20 protein-coding genes are annotated in these 24,617 nt (G+C 60.2%); 5 read left to right on the top strand and 15 right to left on the bottom strand.

The features are described from left to right. Positions 1-50 precede the first annotated feature (50 nt). Complete coding sequence (locus tag HU755_RS21385; RefSeq protein ID WP_186636219.1) at positions 51-2,945, top strand: winged helix-turn-helix domain-containing protein; 2,895 nt, start codon at positions 51-53, stop codon at positions 2,943-2,945. Here the strand turns inward: HU755_RS21385 and HU755_RS21380 are convergent. Next, a complete protein-coding gene (locus HU755_RS21380) occupies positions 2,910-4,382 on the bottom strand; it encodes a winged helix-turn-helix domain-containing protein (RefSeq protein ID WP_186636216.1) in 1,473 nt (490 codons plus the stop codon). The genes HU755_RS21385 and HU755_RS21380 overlap by 36 nt on opposite strands. Before the next feature lie 90 nt (positions 4,383-4,472). Continuing rightward, positions 4,473-5,423: a GlxA family transcriptional regulator gene (locus HU755_RS21375; RefSeq protein ID WP_186636212.1), complete on the bottom strand. Its 951-nt coding sequence runs from the start codon at positions 5,421-5,423 to the stop codon at positions 4,473-4,475. A 216-nt stretch (positions 5,424-5,639) separates the two neighbouring features. Here HU755_RS21375 and HU755_RS21370 point away from each other — a divergent pair, with 216 nt between their 5' ends. Next, positions 5,640-6,362 carry a pirin family protein gene (locus HU755_RS21370; RefSeq protein WP_186636209.1) on the top strand — a complete coding sequence of 241 codons (723 nt, stop codon included), beginning with the start codon at positions 5,640-5,642 and terminating at the stop codon, positions 6,360-6,362. A gap of 49 nt (positions 6,363-6,411) precedes the next feature. Here the strand turns inward: HU755_RS21370 and HU755_RS21365 are convergent, their stop codons facing one another. Beyond that, positions 6,412-6,897: a hypothetical protein gene (locus HU755_RS21365; RefSeq protein ID WP_225922815.1), complete on the bottom strand. Its 486-nt coding sequence runs from the start codon at positions 6,895-6,897 to the stop codon at positions 6,412-6,414. Between the two features lie 179 nt (positions 6,898-7,076). Beyond that, a complete protein-coding gene (locus HU755_RS21360; RefSeq protein WP_186636207.1) occupies positions 7,077-7,952 on the bottom strand; it encodes a LysR family transcriptional regulator in 876 nt (291 codons plus the stop codon). Between the two features lie 111 nt (positions 7,953-8,063). Between HU755_RS21360 and HU755_RS21355 the strand changes: the two genes are divergently transcribed. The 3 genes from HU755_RS21355 (at position 8,064) to HU755_RS21345 (ending at position 11,380) form a co-directional block, all read left to right on the top strand. Next, the gene (locus tag HU755_RS21355) at positions 8,064-9,263 is read left to right on the top strand and encodes a YbfB/YjiJ family MFS transporter (RefSeq protein WP_186636205.1); all 1,200 of its coding nucleotides are present in this window, start codon (positions 8,064-8,066) and stop codon (positions 9,261-9,263) included. A 60-nt stretch (positions 9,264-9,323) separates the two neighbouring features. Next, complete coding sequence (locus HU755_RS21350) at positions 9,324-10,322, top strand: NAD(P)H-quinone oxidoreductase (protein ID WP_186636203.1); 999 nt, start codon at positions 9,324-9,326, stop codon at positions 10,320-10,322. Positions 10,323-10,435: 113 nt separating this feature from the next. Then, complete coding sequence (locus tag HU755_RS21345; protein ID WP_186636200.1) at positions 10,436-11,380, top strand: alpha/beta hydrolase; 945 nt, start codon at positions 10,436-10,438, stop codon at positions 11,378-11,380. A gap of 64 nt (positions 11,381-11,444) precedes the next feature. On the opposite strand, the gene HU755_RS21340 is transcribed toward HU755_RS21345, so the two are convergent. From HU755_RS21340 to HU755_RS21290, 11 genes are all read right to left on the bottom strand, one after another. Continuing rightward, a complete protein-coding gene (locus tag HU755_RS21340; RefSeq protein WP_186552268.1) occupies positions 11,445-11,774 on the bottom strand; it encodes a hypothetical protein in 330 nt (109 codons plus the stop codon). Positions 11,775-12,048: 274 nt separating this feature from the next. Next, on the bottom strand, positions 12,049-12,336 hold the full coding sequence (locus HU755_RS21335) for a hypothetical protein (RefSeq protein ID WP_186636286.1): 288 nt from the start codon (positions 12,334-12,336) through the stop codon (positions 12,049-12,051). Positions 12,337-12,803: 467 nt separating this feature from the next. Then, positions 12,804-13,649 carry an outer membrane protein gene (locus HU755_RS21330; protein ID WP_238350023.1) on the bottom strand — a complete coding sequence of 282 codons (846 nt, stop codon included), beginning with the start codon at positions 13,647-13,649 and terminating at the stop codon, positions 12,804-12,806. Positions 13,650-13,754: 105 nt separating this feature from the next. After that, the gene (locus HU755_RS21325; RefSeq protein ID WP_186636198.1) at positions 13,755-14,522 is read right to left on the bottom strand and encodes an OmpA family protein; all 768 of its coding nucleotides are present in this window, start codon (positions 14,520-14,522) and stop codon (positions 13,755-13,757) included. Between the two features lie 10 nt (positions 14,523-14,532). Next, a complete protein-coding gene (locus HU755_RS21320) occupies positions 14,533-14,949 on the bottom strand; it encodes a DUF4398 domain-containing protein (RefSeq protein WP_186636196.1) in 417 nt (138 codons plus the stop codon). A gap of 368 nt (positions 14,950-15,317) precedes the next feature. After that, positions 15,318-16,523: an EAL domain-containing protein gene (locus HU755_RS21315; RefSeq protein WP_186636193.1), complete on the bottom strand. Its 1,206-nt coding sequence runs from the start codon at positions 16,521-16,523 to the stop codon at positions 15,318-15,320. A 180-nt stretch (positions 16,524-16,703) separates the two neighbouring features. Beyond that, the gene (locus HU755_RS21310; protein WP_186636190.1) at positions 16,704-19,517 is read right to left on the bottom strand and encodes an autotransporter outer membrane beta-barrel domain-containing protein; all 2,814 of its coding nucleotides are present in this window, start codon (positions 19,515-19,517) and stop codon (positions 16,704-16,706) included. 184 nt (positions 19,518-19,701) lie between these two features. Next, complete coding sequence (locus tag HU755_RS21305) at positions 19,702-20,274, bottom strand: hypothetical protein (protein WP_186636187.1); 573 nt, start codon at positions 20,272-20,274, stop codon at positions 19,702-19,704. A 31-nt stretch (positions 20,275-20,305) separates the two neighbouring features. After that, positions 20,306-22,843, bottom strand: coding sequence for a fimbrial biogenesis usher protein (locus tag HU755_RS21300; protein WP_186636184.1), 2,538 nt, complete (start codon positions 22,841-22,843; stop codon positions 20,306-20,308). A gap of 72 nt (positions 22,844-22,915) precedes the next feature. Further along, positions 22,916-23,632, bottom strand: a complete 717-nt coding sequence (locus tag HU755_RS21295; protein ID WP_186636181.1) for a fimbria/pilus chaperone family protein — start codon at positions 23,630-23,632, stop codon at positions 22,916-22,918. Between the two features lie 123 nt (positions 23,633-23,755). Continuing rightward, on the bottom strand, positions 23,756-24,397 hold the full coding sequence (locus HU755_RS21290; protein ID WP_186636177.1) for a DUF1120 domain-containing protein: 642 nt from the start codon (positions 24,395-24,397) through the stop codon (positions 23,756-23,758). Between the last annotated feature and the right edge of the window lie 220 nt (positions 24,398-24,617).

Raw genomic sequence — 24,617 nt, 5'->3', positions numbered from 1 at the left:
CGCCAGGCACTGGTTCGACCTGTCCGCCGCATCACCGCAGGAGCGCGCTGTTGAGTTTTCCCCCGAATCAGGCCATCGCTTTTGGCCCCTATCGGATACATCCCGGGCAACGATTGCTACTTGAAGGCCAACAGCCTTTGCGCCTGGGACGGCGGGCGATGGACATCCTCCTGATTTTGCTGGCGCAGGCCGGCGAAGTGGTCAGCAAACAGCAATTGATGACCGGGGTCTGGCCGGACAGTGTGGTCGAAGACATCAACCTGCGCGTACACATGGCGGCGCTGCGCAAGGCCCTCGGCGACGGGCAGAACGGGCAGCGCTACATCGTCACCGTGGCGCAGCGCGGCTACAGCTTTGTCGCACCGATTCTGCTCGATAACATCGAACAAAAGCCTGCGGTTGCCGTCGCCAGACACAACCTGCCGCTGCGTCGTACGCGGATGATCGGCCGCCAAGCCGTGGTCGATCACTTGATTGCGCAGTTGCCGCGCCAACGCTGCATCACCCTGGTCGGCCCCGGCGGGATCGGCAAAACTACGGTGGCCCTGCGTGTGGCGGAACAATTGCTCGGGCATTATCGCGACGGCATCCGCCTGGTGGATTTGGCGCCCATCGCCGATCCCGGGCTGATCGGCTCGCATCTGGCGACGCTGCTCGATCTGTCCGCACCGGACGGCGATGCGCAAGCTTGTCTGGTCGATGGCCTGCGGGAACGGCAAATGTTGCTGGTGATCGACAACTGCGAGCACCTGATCGATGCGGTCGCGTCGCTCAGCGAGGAGATTCTGCGCGGCGCGCCCAAGGTGCATATCCTCGCGACCAGCCGCGAGAGCCTGCGCGCTGAGGGCGAGTTCGTGCAGCGCCTGGAATCGCTCGATTGCCCATCCTTGTTGACCCCGATGGATCCGGCCCGGGCGCTGGGTTTTGCTGCGCTGCAATTGTTTGCCGAGCGAGCGACGGCAGCCCGGGAAAGCTTTCAACTGAGCCACGCCGAACTGCCGCAAGCGATCGAGATCTGCCAGCGCCTGGACGGTATTCCTCTGGCCCTGGAACTTGCCGCCGCGCAGGTCAGCGAACTGGGCATGGACGGCCTGCTCAAGCAGTTGCGCGAAGGTTTGCCGCCGTTGTCGGCCGGACAACACAGCAGCGCCGAACGCCACTTGACCTTGCGCGCCACGATGGACTGGAGTTTCAACCTGCTCAACCCCTGCGAGCAAACCTGTCTGCGCCGGCTGGGGATTTTCCGCGGCAGCTTCACCCTCGCCTCTGCAGCCGCGGTGGTGATTGGCCAACAAATCGATCCCGGCGCCGTGTTCACCGCTGTCACGCAGCTGGTGGCCAAATCTCTGCTTGGCGTAGAAGTGGGCGACGAAGATGTTTTCTATCGCTTGCTCGACACCACGCGCCATTACGCTCTGGAAAAACTTGAACAGGCCGACGAGCTCAGCGCAACCCGCCAGCGCCACGCCGAACGCTGCCTGACCTTGATGCAGCAGGCACAAGCGGATTGGGACAACACCCCGACCGTGTTGTGGATGGAGCGCTATGCCCGGGGCCTGGAGGATTTACGCGCGGCGCTGGACTGGAGCCTCAACGGACCGGGGCCGGATGAGCTGGGCATTCAACTGGCAGCCGCTTCGGCACCGTTGTGGCAGGAGTTGTCATTGCTGCGCGATTACAGCCGTTATGTCCGCCGGGCGCTGAGTCTGCTCGAGGAAACAGCAGAGCCCTGCCCTCGCCTGCAAATCGCGTTGAAACTGGCGCTCGGCAGCGCCAGCTACCACACCTGGGGCGGCACGCCACAAACCATCGAGGCCTTCGTCGACGCCTGCCAGTTGGCCGAGACACACGGCGATCTCGCTGGGCAGCTGCGTGCGGTGTCGGGGCACATGGCGGTCAATCTGAGTTGCGGGCACTACCGCGCGGCGTTGGCGCAAAGCGAGCAATTCGACCGCATTGGTGTGCATGGCGAACCGCTGCTTTCACTGAGCACACATCGCTTGCGCGTGCTGGCCCTGCATTATGCCGGCGACCAGCCCCAGGCTCGTGTGCATGCCGAGCAAGTGCTGCAGCGCATGGCGCACAGCGGCCACCTCAATCGCTTCACCCACGGCTTTGGCGTGCAGTACGACCAGAGCGTCGCCTCGTTGACGGTGCTCGCGCGGGTGTTGTGGCTGCAAGGTTTGCCCGAGCAAGCGTGGCGCACCGCACGGCAGGCGCTGGACATTGCCGTGCAAATCAACCATGGCACCTCGATTTGCTACACCCTGGCGCTGGCCAGCTGTCTGATTGCGCATTACAACGGTGACCGGCAGAACGCTCGTGCCCTGTTGCAGTTGTTGCTGGAACAGTCACAGAAGCATTCGGTGCTGTTGTTCAACAATTGGGGCCGGCATTACGCGCAGGTGATCGACCCTGATAACGCCACGCCTGTGTCAGCGCAAAGCAGCGGTTTGATCCGGGAAGTCATGGTTACGCTGGATGAGCGTTTTGTCGATGACGCACTGGTGGAACGGGCGCGCAACGGCGATGCGGGATGGAGCTCGGCAGAGATATTGCGGGCTCGGGCGGTTGCATTATTGAAGGGTTTCGAAAGGCCCCTTTGCGAGCAGGCTCGCTCCCACAAGGGTCTTATGTCGGGCGCAGATTCCGTCTGTGTGAGCGAGCCTGCTCGCGAAGAGTCCCTGACAGACACCGCCCAAACCCGCGAAGCCGAACAAACACTGCAACACGCTCTGAGCGTTGCCAAAATCCAGGGCGCACTGGCGTGGGAGTTACGCAGTGCCACAGACCTCGCTCACTTATGGCAACGCCAGTCCCGCCATCGCGAGGCACTCGATTTATTGACCCCGATTTATCAGCGCTTCACCGAAGGCTATGCCACTGCGGACTTACGCAAGGTGCGCCTGCTACTCGACAGCCTCCACGACGAGTGCCCGGCCTGAAGCGCTGCGCGTACGGCTGAGATAGCGCGCATGGCGCTGCTTCAGATCGAGCTTCTCGTCGCTGCACTCAAGCTGATCACGAGCGTAGCGGCGCACGGTATTGAGCATCCAATAGCGCACCGTTGCACGGATGGGTTGCTGAATAAGCAACGATTTGCGCGCCAGGCCTTCGATTATCGCGGTCAGCCTGGAGCCGGCCAGGTCCGCGCAACTGATCACACTCAGTGCGGCCTCCAACGTAAACCCCGTGCTGAACACTGAGAGACGCAGCAGCACGCGCTGTTCCAATGCCGTCAGATACCGATAGCTCCAATCGATGGCGGCAGCCATCGATTGATGGCGCGGCACCGCAGTGCGCCGGCCTTGGCCAAGCAACTGCAGACCGTTTTCAACCTGTGCCTGTAACCCGATCAAGCCCAGCGCGTCGATCTGCGACGCCGCAAGTTCGATCGCCAGCGGCAGGCCGTCCAGTTGACGGCAGATTTCGCGTACGCCGGGCAAATCCTGTTTACGCAAACTGAAGCCATGTTGCCGCGCCCGCGCACGGCTGACGAACAACTGCACCGCCGGATAGCCCATGGCTTCTTCAACGGTTTCCAGTGTCGAGCGCTTGGGAATCGCCAGCAGCGGCACGCAATGAACAGTCTCTGATTCAACGCCCAAGGCTTCCCGGCTGGTGGTCAGGATGGCCAGACGAGGCGCAGCTTGCAGGAGGGTTTCGACCAGCGCCGCACAGCCACCGCGAACGTGGTCGCAGTTATCCAGCACCAGCAAGGCGTGGCGACCGTTCAGAGTGCAAAGGTCAGTCGCGAGACTGTGCAGCAGGTGGTCGAGCAGCGGCGCGTTCCCCTCGAGGTTGGCAAGGTCGACCCACCAGACGCCATCGCGAAAGTACTGCAGCAGCAATTCCGCTACGCGCAATGCCACGGCAGTTTTTCCGACACCCGGCGCACCGGTAATCGTCATCAACCGGCAAACAGGCATTTGACGAACCAGACTACCGATCAGTGCATCGCGCCCGCTGACTGGCGTCAGTCGTGCCGGTAGATTGTGTTGATGCGTTGGCGCGGCGACAGGTGCCAGCGGCGCTTCACCTTCGTCCGACGTCACCGGGGCGATAAAGCTGTAACCGCGTTGCGGGACGTTGGCGATGTAACGCTGACCATTACCGCCGTCGCCCAGTGCACGCCGCAGCGCTGCGATGTGCACCCGCAGGTTGATCTCCTCGACCACGGAGGTTGGCCACACCCGCGCGATCAATTGCTCTTTGCTGACCACCTGCCCCGCACGCTCGACCAGCACCTGCAAAATATCCAGCGCACGCCCGCCCATGCGCAATGGCCGGTCGCCCTGAAGAATCAGGCGCTGGCGCACATGAAAGGCATACGGGCCAAAACGCAGCACCGGCGCCGGGGTCAAATCGTTGTGAGTATTCATGGCAGTCATCTTGGCATGCTCCGATGACGCTACAACCACCACGCCGGGCGCAGCACGGACATCCCACTGCGCCAGACGGACACAACCGCTCTAGCTGAACTGTTCCCGGTACTGTGCCGGGGTCAGACCCAGCTTTTCGGCAAACAGTGAGCGCATGTGTCGAACACTGCCGAAACCACTTTTATAGGCCACGGTTTTCAGCGGCAGGTCACTGGTTTCCAGCAGGTTGCGCGCGCAGTCGACCCGCGCGTTCTGCAGAAACGCCATCGGTGTCATGTTGATGTCGCGGATAAACAGGCGGGCAAAGTGCCGTGCACTCATGTTCGCCAGCCCTGCCATGCGCTCGACCGTGAAGGCTTCGTCCAGATGCTCCAGGACGTAGTTCTGCACTCGCGTGATCGCGGTTTCCTGCGGTGAAACGGCGGCCATCAAGGGGCTGAACTGTGCCTGCCCGCCTTGGCGTTTCATCACCACCAACAAGACTTTGGCCACGTCCTGGGCGATTTTCTTGCCATGATCGCGGGCGACCACGGCCAGCGCCAGATCAATCCCGGCAGTGACGCCGCCCGAGGTAATCAGGTTGCGGTCCTCGACATAGATCTGATCGGTGGCCACCGTGGCCCGCGGAAAAGCCTTGATCAATCGCTCGGTGTAATTCCAGTGGGTAGTCACCCGATAACCGTCGATCAAGCCGGCATGACCGAGGATAAAGGCACCGGTACAGATTGAACCAAACCGTTCGGCGCGCGGCACGGCGCCTTTCAGCCAGGCGAACAACGGCGGAAATCTTTCGTTGTAGGCACCGGGCCCGCCCGGAACGAGCAGCAGGTCATAACGTGCCTCGGCGTCGTCAATGTGCAGGTCCGCTTGCACCTGCACCCCGTTGGACGCTCGTAACGGCCCGCGCTCGGTGCCGAGGGTGGTCAGTTGATAATGCCATTCTGGCTTGAGGTAACGATTGGCAACCGAAAACACTTCCAGCGGCCCGGCCATGTCGAGCATGAGGAAATCAGGGAACAGCACCATTGCCACAGTTTTCATGGGAGGCATCACATTCGAAGGTCAATACGCAGGCTGCAAACGCGCCATTATGGCCAACAGTGGCGTGATCAGCGCAAAAAAATGCGTGAACCATAGCGTAAAACTGTCAACCTGATCAGGACAGTCTTTCAATTTTCACCTACTTATTGCGCATTTCGATAAACAGTAACCTTCTCCTCACTCGGACGAATTCACGTCCCGCCAGGAGATTTCATCATGCTGACTCTTCGCAAAGCCTCCGACCGTGGTCTCGCCAATCATGGCTGGTTGAAATCGTTTCATACCTTTTCCTTCGCCAGTTATCGCAACCCGCGTGAGCAGGGTTTCTCCGACCTGCTGGTGATCAATGATGACCGCGTCGCCGCCGGCAAAGGTTTTGGGCAACACCCGCACCGTGACATGGAAATTTTTTCCTACGTGCTGGAAGGCGCACTGGAACACAAGGACACCCTCGGCACCGGCTCGGTGATCCGCCCCGGCGATGTGCAGTTGATGAGCGCCGGCAGCGGCGTGGCGCACAGCGAGTTCAACCACTCGGCCACCAAGCCGGTGCACTTTCTGCAAATCTGGATCGTGCCGGAGGTCGCCGGCGCCAAACCGCGCTACCAGCAGGAGCATTTCAGCGCGCAGAAAAAACGCGGTCGCCTGCAGTTGATCATTTCACCGGACGGCAGCCAAGGTTCCTTGAAAGTTCGTCAGGATGCGCGGGTCTATGCCGGGTTATTCGACGGCAAGGAAAGTGCCACGCTGGAGCTGCCAGCCAACCGTTACGCCTACGTCCATGTGGCGCGCGGGAGCGTAGAGTTGAATGGCCAGTTATTGCAGGAAGGCGACGGTGTGCGGGTTCGTGAGGAACAATTGCTCACTTTGAGCAACGGTGTCGATGCCGAAGTGCTGGTGTTTGACCTGCGCCCTCAGGAGTTGCCGGAAATGCCATGAGGCAACGCTCTGTCGCCAGCAAAAACGGCTTTCCTTTGAAGGCCGTTTTTTATTGCGGTTGCACCGCCGACGGCCGCTCGACTGGTTTGGGTGTCGCGACCTCTTTGCCAATCTGAATCGCTGCCAGCGTTGTCTGTATGGTCGTCAAAACGGCCGCCTGGTTAGCGAAATGCGCGCCAACCAGCAAGGAGGCCACGCCGAGAAAGTGAACGGTGGTGGCTGCCCAATAGTTCGCCTTTACGGTCGATGCCTGCCGGATCGCTGCGCGCGATTCATCGGTACTTTTCTGAACATCCATCCATATCAAGTCGTAGCGCTTGTCTCGTTCCTCCTGGGTTTTATCCCGCTCCGCCTGAGCAGCCAGGAATCCGCGAATATCGGCGCGCATTTCTGCCACACGACCATCCATCCTCGTCTCGATGGTTTCTATCTTCGCATCGAATTCTTCACGACTTATAGCGCCCATGGTTTGCTTATCCCGACCTGTGCCCGACATGCCCCTGACTGCATATTGATTGACTTCCCTGATTTCCAATTCGACACCTTTCGCGGCTACCGAGACCTTCCTGGCTCATCATTTCAGTGCGGGTTCGAGGCCCTCACCGAACTGCAGTCACAATAGAATCCAACGTCACGGCCGACAAGCCGGCACATTCTGCCTCATACGTAGGCCGTTTCGTCAGACGTTGTAGCCCCGAAAAAACGCTGAATCGACTATTGGTTTTCCAGCGCAAACGCCTCGACGATCTGTTCGATCACCGCGCGAACCCGTGCCGTATGGCGCAGATCCGCATGGGTGACCAGCCACACTTCATACGGCAACGGTCGGGTACGCTCCGGCCAGAGCCTGACCAGACCGTCGCGCTCGCCCATGTACAGCGGAATTTCACCGATCCCCAAACCGGCTGCAATCGAGCGGCGAACCAGCAGACTGGAACTGAGACTGGCGACGATACGCCCACGGTTAAAGGGTTCGGACACCAGCGTGAAGTCTTTTTTGCTCTGCAGATACGGTTGATAGACCACCAGATCATGGCCCTCGAACGCCGTGCCCGGTTGCGGTTCGCCGTGGCGGTCGACATAGGCCTGCGCAGCGAAAAGTCCTACAGGCCAGCGCGCAATCCGTCGGGCGATAAGATCCGGGTTATCCGGTCGCGTGTTGCGCACGGCAATGTCCGCTTCGCGCTTGGCCAGGCTGAGAATCTGCGTGGAGGCATCCAACTGCACCTGCACATCCGGGTGCAGCTCGTGCAGACGGGCGATCGCCGGGATCAGGAAGTCAATCGCCAGCGAGTCGGTGCTACTCACCCGCACGTTACCGGTCAGGCGGTCGTCCAGGCCGTGGATCTGGCGTTCCAGTTCAAGCGCCGAATGCTCCATTTTCTGCACGCTTTTGAGCGCCGCCTCACCCAGGGCGGTCAATGCGTAGCCGTCCGACGTGCGCAGAAACAACGTCGCGCTCAGGGACTTCTCCAGCGCGGTGATACGCCGGCCCACTGTCGCCTGATCCACGCCCAGAACCCGCGCCGCTCCGCGCAACGTCGACTCTCGACAAACCGCGAGAAACACCCGCGCGTCATCCCAATTCATAGCGCCTCCAGATGATGCAATTTTGCATCTGTACGCCGCTTAATCGCTGCGCAATCGCAGCAACGATAGCCGATATGCTGGACGCCATAAACCTTCCACGAGATCGCTAGCATGCGTACATCATCAACCTCCGGCATCTGGTTGCCGATCTTTGCCGGACTTTGTGCCAGCCTCGTCAGTATCGGTCTGGCGCGCTTCGCCTATACGCCCTTGATTCCTGCGCTGATTCAAGCGCAGTGGTTTTCTGCCGGCGACGTCGTGTATCTCGGTGCGGCGAATCTGGTCGGCTATTTGATTGGCGCCCTGCTCGGCCGGCCGCTGGCCCAGCGCTGGGGGAACCGCAATGCCCTGCGCCTGATGATGCTGGCCGTTACGGCAGCGTTTTTCGCCTGTGCCTGGCCGTTGTCGGTGAGCTGGTTTTTCGGCTGGCGCTTGCTCTCGGGCGTTGCCGGCGGCGCAATCATGGTGCTGGTTGCCGCGACCGTGCTGCCCCATGTGCCGGCGTCACGCAAAGGTCTGGCCAGTGGTGCGATATTTCTCGGCATCGGCCTGGGTATTGCCGGTTCGGGAACCATCGTGCCGCCGCTGCTGAGCCTGGGTTTGCAGGCGACCTGGCTGGGCCTGGGTGCTTTGGCGCTGCTACTGACCGCATTGAGCTGGTTCGGATGGCCTGCCGACAGCGCGCACCCGATGGCTGCGAACGCCGACTCGACCACTGAGCCGACACCGCCAGGGGTTTATCTGCTGTTTGCCCAATACGCGTTCATGGCCGCCGGTCTGGTGCCCGCCATGGTGTTCCTCGTCGATTATGTCGCCCGTGGGTTGGGTGCGGGTGCTCATGTCGGCGCCATGGTCTGGGTGATGTACGGTCTGGGCGCCATCGTCGGGCCGGTGAGTTACGGTTTTCTCGCCGACCAGCTTGGCGCACGCATCGGTATCCGCGTGGTGCTGGTGGTGCAGGCAATTACCCTCGGTCTGTTGTCGATCGCCGATTCCTTTCTGGCGCTGGCGTTGCTCGCCGTGATCCTCGGTTCGTTCCCGCCGGGAATCGTGCCCCTGGCGCTGGCCCGAGTGCACGAGCTGGTGCCGACCCACCACCGCCAGCAGATTGCCTGGAGTCGCGCCACGGTATCGTTCGCGACATTCCAGGCGCTCGCCGGGTTCGCCTATTCGGCGCTGTTCAATGCCACCGGCGGCCATCACGCGTTGCTGTTCGTGATCGCCGGCGGCGCCATCGTCGTCGCCCTGCTGCTGGAGCAAGCCCTGCGCTGGCTGCCCTCTTCCATCGAAACGCGCTGCGGTGCGAACTGAACGGAATCATTGCGTGTTGCTTGCGCTCCCATCTACACGACCTTTATCAGAGGAATCGACATGTCCCTGCCCAATGAAATGACCCGTATCGAAATTACCCAACCCGGCGGTCCCGAAGTTCTGCAAGCCAGGCGCGTAGCGCTGCCTGACGCTGCTCAAGGGCAGCTACTGATTCGCGTACACGCCGCCGGCATCAACCGTCCGGATGCCTTGCAGCGCGCCGGCCTCTACCCGATGAAGCCTGGCATGGACCCGATTCCTGGCCTGGAGGTGGCTGGCGAGGTGGTTGCGCTGGGTGCCGATGTCAGTGGTTTTGCCGTCGGTGACCGGGTTTGCGCACTGACCAATGGCGGTGGCTATGCCGAATATTGCGCGGTGCCGGCGGGCCAGACCTTAGCGATCCCCGATGGGATGGACTGGGTACAGGCGGCGGCCATTCCGGAAACCTTCTTTACCGTCTGGGCCAATCTGTTCGGCCTCGGCGGTGCCAGCCGTGGCCAGCGCGCGCTGATTCATGGCGGCACCAGCGGCATCGGCACGACCGCACTGATGCTCTGCCGCGAGTTCGGCATTGAGGCCTTCGCCACTGCCGGCAGCCCTGACAAATGTGCAGCGATCAGCCAGCTCGGAGGGCAGCCGATCAATTATCGCGAAGAAGATTTTGCCGCCGTGATCGCTGCAAAAACGGCGGATCAAGGTGTGCATGTGATTCTCGACATCATGGGTGGCTCCTACCTCAACGGCAACGTCAGCGCGCTGGCGATGGACGGACGCCTGGTGATGCTCGGGTTCCTCGGCGGCGCTCGGGCCAAGGACATTGATTTGCTGGCGATCCTTGGCAAACGCGCCGTGGTCACCGGTTCGCTGCTGCGCGCCCGCACCGCAGCGGAAAAAGCCGCGATCGCCGATCAACTGCGCGAGCAGGTCTGGCCGGTGCTGGCCGCCGGGCGCTGCCTGCCGATCATCGATAAGGTTTACCCTCTCGTTGACGCGGCTCAAGCCCATGCGCGCATGGAGGCCGGCGACCATATCGGCAAGATCGTGCTGCAAGTGGCATGATTGATTGCAGCATCTTGTAATCGTTGCGCGTGTACGGTGGTCGAAAATAATCACGCGCAGACCAAGGCATCTGGTAAAAAGCGTTCTTTGTCTGCGCCGTGGTGAAACGTTTAATGTTCCTGTCCTTCATGACTCATTTGAGACGTCGCCGCCTGACGTTCGCCTTCATGGCCGCGCTGGTGATTGGCGTGCCGACGAGTTGTGCCGTGCTGGAACATACCGAACGCAAGCTGCTGTTTCGCATTGAGCCAGGCACCGCCGGCTGGTACCGCGGCTTGCCCGGCAGCGTTCAGGAACTCGATCTGCAACCCAAGAGTTTCAAGGCCGGCCAGAACATTCATGCCTGGTGGTGGCCGGCAGAACGGGCGAACGCCCCGGCGATCCTCTATCTGCACGGCGTACGCTGGAACCTCACCGGGCAATTGTTCCGTATCGAACAACTGCGTGCGGCAGGCTATTCGGTACTGGCCATCGACTATCGCGGCTTCGGCCAGAGCAAAGGCGATCTGCCGTCGGAAAGCAGCGTCTACGAAGATGCTCGCGTGGCCTGGGAACGCTTCAAACTGCTGCAGCCGGACCCGAACAAACGCCTGATTTACGGCCATTCCCTGGGCGGCGCGGTGGCGATCGATCTGGCGGCAGAGTTGGGGCAGAACGCCGTCCGCAGCCATACGCCTTTGCCGGTGCGCGGATTGGTCATCGAGTCGACCTTCACTTCCCTGGCCGATGTCGCCGCCGCCGTCGCCAACACCTCACTTCCCGTGCGCTGGCTGCTGTCGCAGAAATTCGATTCCATCGACAAGATCGCCGACATTCATATGCCATTGCTGGTGGTGCATGGCATGGCCGATGCGTTTGTGCCTTCGCGCTTCAGCGAACAATTGTTCAACGCCGCGCAACACCCCAAACGCCTGTTGTTGGTGCCGGGCGCCACGCACAACAACAGCATGGCGCTCGGCGGGCAGAATTACCGCAAGGCGCTTGACGCCCTGATGCAGAGCCAGCCGGCAGCTCGCATCGCAGGGCCTGCGAGGCTGAAAAGCTCAAACGAGTCGTGACCGGGCATCGGCGTACTCGCACCCCGCTTCTGGTTCAGGAAGAGACTGAATGTGCCAACCCGCGTTAACGCTGGGCCAACTCATGGCGTACGCATTGCTCGTAATAGGTCTGCTTCACCGCTGCCGGTTTGAGTTTCGAGCTGCTGTTGTACGTCTGTTCAGTGATGCCCATCGCCGTCATGCGCATCCAGGGTTGCTGAAACTTGCGCACCTGCAACTGCTTGCGCGCACCGTACAGCGAGACTCCGGACAGCTTCGATCGCTGCGCACCGGCGGCGATATCCGAACCCCATGTGCAGGCAAATCGATGACTCTTGCTCAATTCTCTTGCCTGCACTCCCGAGGCAAGAATAGCCAGGGAAAGCGTCGCAACGGTGATGACAATCGTCCGCATATAGCCAACCTAACCTTCTGAAAAAAGGCGATTTTGCCGAGGAAGCGAAACGGCGGGGGCCAGTAGTTTGCCTCCTGATCGCGCAGCCACGTCGACAATGTCGCTCTCTACATTGCGCTGGCGGTCATCTGGATCGTTTCGCCTGTCATGCTGAGCCAAGCTTTCTTGCGGCGCCTGCCACGCGCATGGGCGGAACCCTGGGTATTCAATAAATGAAAAAGGCCAATGTCACCGACATTGGCCTTTCTGTTTCAGCTTCGAAGGGGCTAGTTGGTCATTGCTTGTTGCACTGAGCGCCCAGTCCCATTCCCATGGAACCCAAAGCAACCATCGGGCCGCTCGGCAGTTCGCACGAGTATTCGCCACCTTCGGTTTGAGCCGTGTAGAAAGTTGTATTGAAGTCATTGCGGATGTTTGAAACTTTTATCACGGGCTTGCCAATCGTGGCCTGCGCTCGATTCTTGAGATCACTCTCTCCCGGCTTGACGGTCTGGCATCCAGAGACCGCGAGCGCCAATGTTGCGAATAAAACGAGAACCGGGATAGTCCTTGATGAGTTCATTACAGATCGACCCTTTTTGATTTTCATGCTGGAGAGATTTTGGCAATAAGCTGCCAGGCGGAAGGACTTTAAGGGCGAGCCGGGACAGGGGCAATTAGGTCGGATGTGCTAATGGCTGAGGGCTAGCAGCACTCCCCGGTGAAACTTTGAGAAATGGCTCGACGCAGGATCCAGTGCAAGAAGGGAAGATCAACGATCCGAAATAATGAGACCAGACACTGACTGACCGCCGTCCAGCAACCTCATCGCCCCTTCATACCACTCAGGGAAGAATGAGTTGGGTCAGTGCACCACTACCGGTTGGGTGGCGATGGAGAGTGTGAACAAAAGGACGACCAGCACGACGAGTACCCAGAACATCAGCACGACAGCGGTTTTCTACTCCAGGAGAGTCCAGAAACGTCGTCCATCAAGAGCCGACGTTTCCATGAAGCTAAAAGTAGGTGAAGTTCATTTGCTTTCGCCTGTTAGAAGGCCCAGTGCGCGCCCAACGAGAGTTCGCGGGATACCAGGTTGGCTTTCATTTTCTCGTCCTGCAGGCCTCGCGCATTCGGGAAGTTGTTCCAGCCACTTTCTGTATCGCCCATGTCAATGTAGCGATAGCCAAGATCCAGGGCCAGGCGATCCGTTACGTCGTAGATGACACCCGCGCCAACCGACCAGGCCAGGTTGGTCTGGGTCGCGGAGCCGTATTGGCGCGACTCGTTGCCCTGCCACCCCTTCGACTCGAGACGGGCGAGCCCCAGCCCCGCCGAACCATAAACAGAGATTTTCTCGGCAACGCGCACATCCCGATAGGCGTTGAGCATCACCCGCGTGGATTCGATATGGTGTTCGTTGAGGCTGGTGGGAAAGGCGGTCGATCCGCTGGTAAAGGTATCTTTTTGCGGGAGCGTCCACTCCCCCTCCAAGCGCCAACCATTGCCGAATCGGTAACCGACCCCGAGAGATCCCGTGATGTCCTTCTGATTGTCGTCACCGGACACGAATGAGCCAATGCCGGGACGGGCACTGGAGTCCATATTGCGGGCTTTTCGATCGGCGCTGATCACCCGGGCTGCCCCGTAGTAGCCCTCTTGCTCGACTGGAGCGGCAGTCGCCAGTGATGAGTGGACGGCGGAGGTTGCAAGCAGCAACGCCGCGGTGGTCTTCAACATGTGCATGCTGTTCTTTCTCTTGCGATATGAATGGAAGGCAATGGGTTTAATGATGTGGCATACCCAAAGCCTGTTCAGTCCCATGTCCATAGGCCGGATCGGCTTTGAAAAAAGCTGCGACTGGCGCTGGACGACCTCGACGAAGATGCCTGCCATCGCACCGACGATGTGCCAATCAACGGGGCGCGTTGCTGCTGACTCATCAGGCCGAACAACGTCCCGGTTTCGCATATGATGGGTCGTCCTCTGTCTGCCGTACTGTCAGCTACGGCTATCGACAGCCGCCGCACCGTTGGAAATGATCACTTCGACCCGACGGTTCAATTGGCGTGATTGTGCCGTCGCGTTATCGGCGACCGGGTATTCCTTGCCGTAGCCTTGGGTCATGATGCGGCTCATGTCGATACCCAGGCGTTCCAGGGCGAAAGCCACGCTTTCAGCGCGACGCTCGGACAGCTTCTGGTTGAAAGCATCGCTGCCCACGCTGTCGGTGAAGCCCTCGATGCGCACCTTGCGCTCGGGGTTGTTGATCAGGAAGTCAGCCAATTGCTGGACGTTGCGCTGGTTGCCTGGCTTGAGACCGGCCTTGCCGGTATCGAACAGCACATCGCCAAAGGTGACCACCTCGCCTCGCGGCGTCTGCTTGGCGTTCATTGCTTGCAGAGCCTTGAGCTGCTGAGTACGCACATCCAATTGGACCTGGGTGCGCTGCACGTCGATGGTGCCCAGGCTGGCCTCGGCCTTGCGCCCGAGAATGGTCTGCTCGGCCAGGGCGATCTTCTGTTTGGCCAGGTAAGCGAGCTGGTCAATCTCAGGAGCGCGACGGTCCTGGATCGATTTCTGGTCTGCCTTGCCCAGGGTGGTAAAGGCATCTTGGGTTTCCAGGGCAGCCAGGGTGCTCGATTCAGGCTTGCTCTGGAGATCCGAGAAGAGCTTGCGGGCCTCGACCAGTTGCGGGTTTTCAGGGGTCGCAGCACAGCCAGTCAATACCAGGGCGAATACGCAAACGGCAGGAACAAAAATACGCATGGAAAAATCCTCAGTTGGAAGGCGTGGTGGCTGGCTTCAAACCGGAGTCAGGGGCCTGCAGCATTTCCTGCTTGAGGACCTGGATACCGGTCTGGGCATCTTTCAGCTCTTTCTGCAACTTCGCGGTGCGCGCCATGCGCTCGGCCAGCGCCGAGTCCGCCGCGATCTGCTCCGCCAGCCCCTTGGCCTGCCCATAGTTCTTCTCGCCGAGCGCTTGATCCATCAGCATCGTCTTGTCCTGTGCGGTCTTCATCTGCACCGGCGCGTACTGCGTCGCCCCCGCCGATACCGCGCGGCTCAGGGCATTCCTGGCCAGGGAGACCTGTTCATCCGGCGCCGGTGCGCTGGCACAGGCACTGATCAATACCGTTCCGGTGAGCACGGAAAACCAGAAAATGGCTCGCCGACGTGTATGTTTAGTACTCATAAAATTCTCCAGATGTAGTGCTTGAAGCCCTCTTCACCCAAGTGAGAGGTAATGGAAATTCACAAACGCATTGCCTAAAAGGAATGCGCGGCGATTACTACTGATTCATCAGAAAAGTCTCCTACTGGACAGGCCAGCCTCGTGCGATCATGCGCAACCCTGGCTGTGCTTTCAGGCTGGCCCACTGGGACGGCGGATCGATGCTGCTCATGAGCGTGCTCAACGAGTCAGCGCCCGGCGTGTCGGCCAGGCAGAACCAGGCCGGTTGCTGCAAGCTGCCCCACATCACCTCGAACAACGGCACCGGGCTGTTGTAGAACACTGCATGGCGGATGTTCGGACGGGCGCGACAGTACTGGCTTTGTTGGTCATGCGCGCTGGCTCCGCTGTTGTTGGCCTTCGAGCCAGCGCAGCAAGTCGCCGCTGCTCATGGGCTTGGCACACCAGTATCCCTGCCCCTGGGTGCAGCCCAGGTTCAGCAAGTGTTGGCGTTGCTCATCGGTCTCGATGCCCTCCACCACCACCGTCATCCCCAGGGTTTCGCCCAGCGCCAGCGTACTGCTGACCACCGCACGGCAGCGCGGCTCCTGCGCCAGCGCCTGGACGAACCCGGCATCCAGCTTGATTTCGTTGAAGGGCAGTTGGAACAAGCGCTGGAGTGAGGAGAAGCCCGTGCCGAAATCGTCGATCGACAGCCGGCAACCCATCATCCGCAGGCGGAACAGGCACTCCAGGCTGGTTTCCGGTGCTTGCAGCATGCCAGCCTCGGTCAATTCGAAGGTCAGGCTCGCGCCACGCGCGCCGTACTCGCCAAGCAGCCCGCGGACCTGGGAAGCGAGGGTGCCGCTGGACAACTGTGCAGCGTGCAGATTGAACGCGAAATTGAGTTCATATCCCTGCGTCCGCAGTTGCTGTTGCAGTGCGAGCCCTTGGTGCAGTTGCTGGCACAGCAAGTCATCGAGCAAGCCATGACGCTCCAGGACCGGCAGGAAACAAGCGGGAGACAACACCTTGCCGGATCCATGCCGCCAGCGCGCCAGCACTTCGACGCCGGTGGTCTCTCCGGTTTCCAGGATGAATTTCGGCTGAAAGAACGCGCACAGCTCGTGGGCCGCCAGGGCCTGCCTTACCTGGGCCTCATCGGGAACTGTCTCCAATGGCTCTGGCGGTGCACCAGTACGCGGCACACTGCAGTGCTTTTTTAGCAAGCGCTCCAGGGTTTCGTAGTGCAGCGGCTTGCCGATGTCGCCCAACAGCTCCAGGTCCAACAGGGAAATGATCTGCCGCACGGTGCGTCGCAGGTCCGCCGACAGCGAGCTGCTGATGATCACCGAACCCACCAGTCCCGAATGACCGACCGCTTGCAAGAACTCCAGGCCATCCATGCCGTCCATGCGCAGGTCACACAGGGCGATGTCTACCGGGCCGACCTCGTTCAGCACCGCCAGCGCCTCTGCGCCATCCGCGGCCTGGAACACGTCCGTACAGCCCAGTTGCTGCAACATGCTGACGGCAATGGCGCGCTGGAATGAATGGTCTTCAAGGACGATGACACGCAAAGACGAAACAGGCATTTGGACTCACTCTTGAGAAGTGCTGTACCTCATCTTGCGTCAGCGACCGGGCAAACAACCGAGGCAACGGCCTCAGTTCTTGTATGAAATTTCCCAAGGGTTGCAGCAGGAGAAAAGGTCTGGCTCAAACGGACAAAAAAAAGCCCGGCAAAAGCCGGGCAAAGCAGGGAAACAGAGGGGCTACCAGAGATAGCGATAACCGAGCGTCACACCCCACGGTTGCTCGATATCGTTGCCTTTGGCGAACTCGGCATCGAGGGACACCTTGCTTCGCTCGCTGACTTGCAGGATTGCGCCAAAACCAAGCTCGACGCGGTTGCCCGGCAATTCTGACTTGAGCTTGTGGCCGTTGACCCGGACATGGCTGTCACCGCCATGCTCGGCAATGTAGGACGCCTTGGCATAAGGCTGAGCCTGCATGCCATTGGCCAGTTCCAGGCTGCGGCCGAACAACGAACCTACGCGGCTTTGCAATGAATTCATGGCCCCGGCGTTGACCCGCAGCCCATTGCTGGCGGTGTAGTTCGCGCCCGTCGTACGAGTCGCCATCAGTTCGACCTGCGGCTCGACGAACCAGTCGTCCTTGAGTTTGATGTGCTTGCCCACCTCCACATCGACACCGTAGCCATTGGCGCTATAGGAGCCCTTGACCATTTTGCCCACGTTGGTCGGCAGCTTGAGGTCATTGTCGAAACGGCTGTACTTGATGACGCTGTCGACGTACACACCGTTGTCATTGAGGTAAGTGGCGTAGCCGCCCAACATCCGGCTCTCGATCTCCCCGGAGGCGCCCTCGCCAAAATTCAGCTCGGACTTCGCGGTACCGAGCATGCCGCCGACATAAACCTTGCCACCGGCCAGGCCAATCGCCTTGTCCGCACCGATCTCGATCCCGGTGTTGTTCTGGCTGAATGCCCGGCTGGAATGCTCGGCGATGTTGTAGCGACTGCCGATGGCCCGGGTCCAGACACCGCCCTCATCCTTGCCCAGGCGCAATTCACCCAGGCGCTTGACCAGGGTATTCATTTGCGCACTCCACAAGGTGGCGGCGGCCGTCTGCGAGGCGATGGCGGCGTTGGCGCCCGCCGACAGTTGCGCCGGGGCCGGAGCAACCGGATTGACTGGCGCGATGCCTGCGGCGTTCACCAGGTACCAGTCATCCGCCCGCTGCTCCAGCGTGTAGCGGAAGGCGCCGGCATCCACATGACCGCCATACAGGCTGAAGCGCCCCGCGCCACCGTTACCGTCCACCAGCATCAACTTGCCGTTGGCCGCCGCCGGCTCCTGGCCGGAGTCCTTAACCACCAGGGTATGGGCGCCCTCGATCGAGCCGCCGACCGTGATCAGATCGCCCTGCTCGCTGGCCAGGTCAGTGTTCATCATGAAGGTACCGTTGCCGGTGAGGTCGCCGTCAATCGCCAGGACACTGTGCGAAGGTGCGCTGAAACGCACCTGCCCTTGATCGAGGTTCAATTGCCCGATCTGCGAATGGCCGGTCATGTCCCAGTTGCTTTGATCGAGTGTCAGCACATTCAGGCCCCGGGCCGTGCCGGACAGGTTCGAGCTTGCTTTGAGCAACAGTTGCGAGTTGCGCGCGTTGGCCTGGATCGCGCCGCTCAGGTTCGACTCGCGGGCCTTGACCAGCACGTCTTCACTGTCGATCACGCGGCCATCGGCGAGGGTGCGTTGATCCACCGCCAACAGGGTGTCCGCGCTCAGCCGCGAGCCGACCAGATCGATCCGCGCGCTGCCGCCCTGGACGCTGATGGCACGGCCATTGGCAACCTCGAGCTGGCTGTTCTTCACCTCGAAAGTGTTGCTCACACCGGCGCTGGCCAACGACTGGAGACCGATACTGTCGGTGCCGACGGCCTGAATGCCAAGATTGTCCAGGCGCACGGTGGCGCCGTTATTGGCCTGGACCGCCCGTGCCCCGGTACCGCTCAGGGAGACGGACGAATCAACGGCTTCGATGGTCGAGCCGGAATAAGACGCCAGGCCGATGGTGGTCTGGTCGCTACGCAGGTCGATTTGCGCCAGAGAGATCTGCGAACGGTCGGAGGCAAAGGCTCCGACACTGTCGGCCCCGACCTGCAGCGACAGGTTGCGTGCTTCGATAGACGAAACGTTACCGGCATACAGGGCATAGGCCCGACTGCCTTGGGTGTGCACGTTACCACCGTCGAGGCTGGCCTTGCCGCCCAACTGGGTGAAGACCCCGATGGCGTTATCGCCCTGAGTATCGATGCTGAGGTTATTTGCCAGCAACTGACTATCGGCATTCGGCACCCAGACACCATAAGCATTGGCGCCGAGGGTAGTGATCCTGCTGTCTGCCAGGGTCGCCGTAGCGTTGCGGTTAACGTTGAGCGCAATGGCATTGTCGCCGGCAGTCCGGATCTCGCTGTCGGTCAGGCTGGCCAATGCGCGCTGAAGGGTATCGGTGCCGAGCAGGAAGAGACCATGGGCGTTGTCGCCAGAGGTGTTGAAACGACCACCCCGAGCGCTGAGCGCGCTGCCGCCCGACAGATCGGCCGCCGAGGAAAAGCGCCCCACGGTCGTCAGGCTTACATCGGTCGCCCGCACCTGAGCGCCCTGCCCCAGGTTCAAGGCAAAAGCGTTGTCGCCCGCCGTGCTGACCGCAACACGGCTGAGTTCCCCACTCTGGCTCGCACCGGCGAAGTTGAAACCATGGCTCGCCTCGCCAAGGGTCGACACCGTTGAATCACTGGCTTGCACCGAGCTGTCGCCACCCGATAGCAGCACGCCATGGCTGAACTGGCCATTGGCAGTAATGACGCTGTCGCGGATGCTGATCGCAAATGCGCTCCCCGCGTCCCGCACACCAGGGAAGTTGTTCCCGGTGACATCAACGGTCACGCCATCCAGTACCAGATCCGGCACGCTAACAGCATGGGCGCTCCCCATGGTCATGACTTCAAGCGCCACGCCCCCCACCATACTGACCAGACCATACTTCGCTTTAGCAGGCATAAATACATCCCTTATTTTCTTCAACACGCACGAACCCACATCGCAATCGGCAGATTGCAAAGCGCATTCAGATGCTTGCCTTTCTTGAACAAGGATCAGCCGCCAGGACTGTCCCTTACGCTTGTAACCACCGAGTCAGTCCCTCGCCTTCACTGGCCAGGGAAAGATGCGGGCTGTACTCGGTTCAGTAGCTTCTGACCTGAAATGAAAGATTGGCTTCCAGCGTCTTGGCATCGCGGGTACGCAGTTCGCTGACCGGTACTACAGGCTGGATCTCCACCTGCAGCGATAGCACCGAACCGGTCGCCGGCACGCCACCGCTGACCGGAATGATCATGTCCCCCGGCACCACGTTGATCGCTGAGCTGGAGGCGCCGGGTGCGGCACCGGGAGACTGGATCTGGGCCAGGTCGACGCGGCGCCCGTCAAGCAAGGCGTTGCTCAAAGCCACGCGGGTTTGCCCGTGCCCGGCAAACTTGAAGTCCGCCCCGAGTTGCTCGCCGCGCAGCATCAGCAGCAATTTCGCAGGTTGCGCGCAACTAGCGTTGAGGCTGATGAGCCGATTGCCCAGGTCGTGCATGTTGCCGGCATTCAGGGCGACATTAGAATTAGGCGGTATGACTTGCCCGTAGTCGATCTGCGTTTGGCTAAGGCTGATCTGGCAATCCTCTGCCAACGCTTGGCCGGCGGCTGAAACGGTGCTGATCAACAGAGCGCCGAGGGCGAATGCCTTCAGGCTGGTCATGGAAGTGTTCATAAACGTTCCTCGCCCCAATAGGGGTCGACCTTCAGCCGGCCGCACAAGTGGCGTTGGCTGTTTCGAAATAGACGTTCAGATCCTGCTCTTGCGGGAGGCTGAAATGGATCGCGCAGGTATTGCTCTCGGAGGTGTGAATAATCAGCGCCTCGCTCAGCTGTCCATTGGTCAGGAACACCTTGCCGTCATCCACTACGGTGGTGACGAAGTTGTCCTTGGCATCGAACACCGCCAAGCCCTTGCTCATCGGTTTTCCACCGGCATCAGTCACCCGCAACAAGGCGCGACGCGATTTGATCACCGAAAAATCGAGTTTCTGCACCGAGCCACGGCCGGCCGAAACTGCCTTGAAACCATTCTGGATATCGACGTTGCGCGGCAGGCTCTTGGTCTCGATTTCCACCCGCGTGTTCTGGTAGGCATTGAGCTGCGGGATCACCGCATTGCCCCACGGGTCGGTCCACACCGGACCGCTCGGCGTGGTCAGCTTGACGCCACCGACGTCGCCGACCTTGGCCACGCCGAAGGTGTCGCTCAGTGCATAGGGCGACAAGGTCACACCGCTCTCATGCACAGCCACCCCGCCACGCAACTGGCCGCTGTAGCTGGTGCTGTCGGCACCGTTACGCGCGTAACCGAGGTTGACCTGGGCATACCGCGGCATCAGGTTGACATTGCCGGCGAAGTCCTGTTCCTTGCGCTCGGTGTTGCGCTCGGCGCTCAAGCGATAGGTGGCAAAATCATTGCTGTTGTCATCGTAGGTGGTACCGAAGCGGGTGCTACCGTTGCGCTTGTTGGCGTAGGCCCGCACATTGCGCTTGCCGCCCAGTGGCACGCTGACCGTCAGATACATGGCGTTGCCGTCGTCGCTGGAGGAGCGACGTCGTCCACGACCGAATTCATCGTCGTCGCGATTGCCGCCCAAGGAACGTTCGACGTTGAAGCTGACCGTCGCGTGCTTGAAGGTTTTCACCCAGGACGCATTCAGATGACGGGTATTGCGCCCATCGAAGGTAGTCCCGGTCGAATAACTACCGACCAAGCCCCCCAGCACATCATCGTTCCAGCCCAGGGACACGCCATACTGCTGCCGCGTCAGCCCATCTACATACCCCGGTGTTTGTTCACGTGTGGTGTCGAGCAGCTCGCGGTAACCGGCGGTTTGCCGGGTGGCGTTGACCCCCGCGCTGATTTTCGGGGTCAGGCTGGTGTTCAACGAGATGCTTGCCTGGGTGCCACTCTTGCCTTCCTCGCCGGCATTGGAAAAGGTGTTCTGCACGCTCATCCAGGTGCTCGGGGTCAGGCTCGAATCCAGCGTCCAGGCTGCGCCGCGATAATCGTTGTCGCTGAGCATGAGCCCCGTTGACAGTTTATTGCTCGGGTTCAACAACCAGCCGCCCGTACCGGTCACCACCATCGGCGACTGCATGTCGCGGGTGTCGAAGGTTCGCACCTTACCGGCAGCCACCGAGTACCCCGGCTCGCTGAGCGAAACCTGGGCCAGGGAAGCTGCGGGAATGGTAAAGCTGCGCTGCGAGCCGTCGGCTTCAATGACCCGAACATCCAGGTCGGTACGGCCGTTCAACAGTTGCACGTTCTGCAGGCTGAAAGGCCCGGCAGGCACGAGGCTGGTGTGAATCAGCGCGCCGGCCTGGCGCACCTCCACCCGGGCCGCGCTCTGGGCAATGCCCTCTACGGTCGCACCGCCAAGCCCGCGACCTTGCAACGCCGCTTCGGGAATGATCTGCGCACCGGTAATCGCCGCGCCCTGGAATACCGAGTTGCTGATGTTGATCTGCCCTGCCTGCACCGTCGACTTCAACGGCACGATGGTCTTTTGCGCGTAGGTATAGAGCGACTGGAAGTTGCTCACCTCGTTCTGCATCGAGTACGCCTGGCGACTGCGCACGATCCAGTCTCCGGCGTTGAAACCGAGTTCGGTATTGGCCCCGTAGTAGTTGCTCGTTCCGCCAGAAAACTGGTTGTTCTGCCCGAGCACTTCGTAGTTGAACAGCCCCGCGGTGCCACCGCCCTGATAGATGCCCAGGTCTTCACCGACCGGACGCTGTGCGTCGCTGCTGACCAGCAGGGAAACCTCTTCGCGGTTCGGCCGCAATTGCACTTCGGTCTGGGGATAGGCGCCAATGAAGTCATAGCAGTCGTTGTCCGTCGGGGTTTGCCCCGTGCTCAACCGAAACGCTTGTTCTGGAACCCGCAGGTTGGCCTGGTCGAGCAACGACCGATCGAAACACAACGAGCCTTCGGCATCGAACTGCGCGTCAACACTGCCACGCGGGCTGCCGTTGACTTGCAGGCTGACCCGGCGACGCCCCTCGGAAAAACGTGGTGCCTGACTGAAGTACTCCGCGACCTTCGGATCGAGGCCGCGGCTTTTCAGCATGCCCAGGTCGAACGAGGCCAGGGTGGGCGCGTCCTTGAGCGTTGCACCGCTGGTCGCGGCAGGCGATGCGGCCTTGCTCTGCAGCGCGCCACAGGCGATCAGGCCAGCGATCACCGCTAGCAACGGCTTGACCCGTAGGGCTGGCATCGGCGCAGGGAGCTTACGCATCTTCCCTCGGCGGGAAGACGCCATCGTTGGTTGCAAAGTCATGGGCACACCACTTGAAAGGTCGGGGCGGGATCACTGCTTCTTCAGCGGTGCATCGAAAGGCTGGGCCGCGAAGCCGTAGGTAGTGACCGGATAGAGACGCACCGTGGCGTCAGCCCCCAGGGTGGTGCCGGCGGGCAGCTCGAATTGATGAGTCTGGCCCGGCAGGATGTAAGTAGCAGGCAGCTCCAGCTTGAGGTCGACCGGCATCACGCTGAATGCTTGGTTAAGCCGCACCACGTAACGGCTTTCGTTCTTCACCGTTAGATCGCGGCCATTGAGGCTCCATTCCAGCAAGCTCCATGGATCCTGTTTCTTTGGCAAATCCCCGGGACTGATCAGTACCGGCAGGTTCTGCCGCACGGTCACGCCAATTTTCGCCTTGGCAGTCGGGTCGGTTTGCGGGATACCTTCGAACGTCACGCGCTTGAGTCGCTGGGTGGTGATTGGCTGATCCGACTGGACAATAAAGCGCACCAGCTGTTTTTCCCCCGCCTCGACGCGGGCCACGGGCGGGCTTACGACTACCAGGCTTTCCTGATCTTCTGGCAAGTTTTCCAACGAGGTGTACAACAACATGGCTTTGTCGTCGCTGTTGGTTACATTCATGGTGCCTTCGCCATCGGCGATATTGACGAGTACTACAGTGGATTCGGGCACCATGCCAGCGGCCTGAGACAGACTGCTGAAAGTGGCCAGAAGCACAGTTGAAATAAACAATAGTTTGGACTTATCAAATAAAATAAACATGATTAACTCCAGCAAATTGAAAGCGCACTTACCCCTTAGGATTCAAGAGATAGAATCAAAAATAAAAATCAACCAGACAAGGAAAATATTGCGCCCCGACCGGAGCGCAATATAAAGAAAGGGTTATAAGTAGTTGACAGTCATGGTAGAGAGACCATCCAGCGCCACATCCGTAGTTGTATCCAGATTCTGAATAGGGTCGATCAATGTTGTTACTCGAATCGTCCCGGCGTATGTCGAGAAAGCGCTAGGTACCACTTCGCCAACCTTAGCAAACGAAACCGCGAGGAGGCCATTTGGAGATGTGCCGATGGTATTGACGCCGGCGGTCCAGGCCGCCGTAGGGTTGGCGCGCTGAATCAAGGTGATAGGATTACCATCTGCTGTAGTACCGGCAACGACATACGAAACACCGTAACGCCCGATGTTAGTACCGTTGTGCGTCCCCAAGCCATAACGGGCAGCATTCGGATTAGTTACGGAAGCAGCTCGAGCGTCAGACCAGGTTGCGGAGATAGCAATAGGCGCGTTGCAAGAAATGGTGTAATTGACGTCTCGAGATCCCAGCGCGGTGTCAGCCGTTTGGCTCAGGCTGGCAAGCGGAATAACACCATAGTCGACAGTCGCACCACCAGCAAAGACCGGAGTACATGCGCCCGGGGCAATAGTACCAATCACTCGCAGATCAGCCGTTTCAACAGCAAAGGCACTGGTCGCGCTCACTGCCAACAATGAACCCAACAGAAATTTTTTCGAAAAGCTCATAAACACCACCTGTAATAAAACAAATCCAAGGAAAGGTTTTTGAGATCAAGGCTGATTGTGTTTTCAGCTTGTACCCGTTCACCTGTTACCAAGGATAAATAGGCGGCAATATTCGAAACAGTTGAAGCGGCCCAAGATCATGTAGGAAATTTCCTATGACCTTAGACCCGCCCTTGCGCGTCAGTAACACAACAACAGAGCCGACCAGATACAACCAGGG

The sequence above is a fragment of the Pseudomonas sp. SWRI111 genome, from assembly GCF_014268555.1.
In the GTDB taxonomy this organism is placed as follows: Bacteria; Pseudomonadota; Gammaproteobacteria; order Pseudomonadales; family Pseudomonadaceae; genus Aquipseudomonas; species Aquipseudomonas hamedanensis.
Note: the sequence above shows the minus strand (reverse complement) of the source record. Positions and strands in the feature narration are given on the sequence as shown.

Excerpts from the sequence above, each read along its gene's own strand:
- HU755_RS21340 (WP_186552268.1), bottom strand. The coding sequence starts at position 11,774 with ATGCGGACGATTGTCATCACCGTTGCGACGCTTTCCCTGGCTATTCTT.
- HU755_RS21325 (WP_186636198.1), bottom strand. The coding sequence starts at position 14,522 with ATGCGTATTTTTGTTCCTGCCGTTTGCGTATTCGCCCTGGTATTGACT.
- HU755_RS21295 (WP_186636181.1), bottom strand. The coding sequence starts at position 23,632 with ATGTTTATTTTATTTGATAAGTCCAAACTATTGTTTATTTCAACTGTG.
- HU755_RS21315 (WP_186636193.1), bottom strand. The coding sequence starts at position 16,523 with ATGCCTGTTTCGTCTTTGCGTGTCATCGTCCTTGAAGACCATTCATTC.
- HU755_RS21305 (WP_186636187.1), bottom strand. The coding sequence starts at position 20,274 with ATGAACACTTCCATGACCAGCCTGAAGGCATTCGCCCTCGGCGCTCTG.
- HU755_RS21370 (WP_186636209.1), top strand. The coding sequence starts at position 5,640 with ATGCTGACTCTTCGCAAAGCCTCCGACCGTGGTCTCGCCAATCATGGC.
- HU755_RS21375 (WP_186636212.1), bottom strand. The coding sequence starts at position 5,423 with ATGAAAACTGTGGCAATGGTGCTGTTCCCTGATTTCCTCATGCTCGAC.
- HU755_RS21335 (WP_186636286.1), bottom strand. The coding sequence starts at position 12,336 with ATGAACTCATCAAGGACTATCCCGGTTCTCGTTTTATTCGCAACATTG.
- HU755_RS21380 (WP_186636216.1), bottom strand. The coding sequence starts at position 4,382 with ATGAATACTCACAACGATTTGACCCCGGCGCCGGTGCTGCGTTTTGGC.
- HU755_RS21310 (WP_186636190.1), bottom strand. The coding sequence starts at position 19,517 with ATGCCTGCTAAAGCGAAGTATGGTCTGGTCAGTATGGTGGGGGGCGTG.
- HU755_RS21360 (WP_186636207.1), bottom strand. The coding sequence starts at position 7,952 with ATGAATTGGGATGACGCGCGGGTGTTTCTCGCGGTTTGTCGAGAGTCG.
- HU755_RS21350 (WP_186636203.1), top strand. The coding sequence starts at position 9,324 with ATGTCCCTGCCCAATGAAATGACCCGTATCGAAATTACCCAACCCGGC.
- HU755_RS21345 (WP_186636200.1), top strand. The coding sequence starts at position 10,436 with ATGTTCCTGTCCTTCATGACTCATTTGAGACGTCGCCGCCTGACGTTC.
- HU755_RS21300 (WP_186636184.1), bottom strand. The coding sequence starts at position 22,843 with ATGCGTAAGCTCCCTGCGCCGATGCCAGCCCTACGGGTCAAGCCGTTG.
- HU755_RS21290 (WP_186636177.1), bottom strand. The coding sequence starts at position 24,397 with ATGAGCTTTTCGAAAAAATTTCTGTTGGGTTCATTGTTGGCAGTGAGC.
- HU755_RS21330 (WP_238350023.1), bottom strand. The coding sequence starts at position 13,649 with ATGGCAGGCATCTTCGTCGAGGTCGTCCAGCGCCAGTCGCAGCTTTTT.
- HU755_RS21355 (WP_186636205.1), top strand. The coding sequence starts at position 8,064 with ATGCGTACATCATCAACCTCCGGCATCTGGTTGCCGATCTTTGCCGGA.
- HU755_RS21320 (WP_186636196.1), bottom strand. The coding sequence starts at position 14,949 with ATGAGTACTAAACATACACGTCGGCGAGCCATTTTCTGGTTTTCCGTG.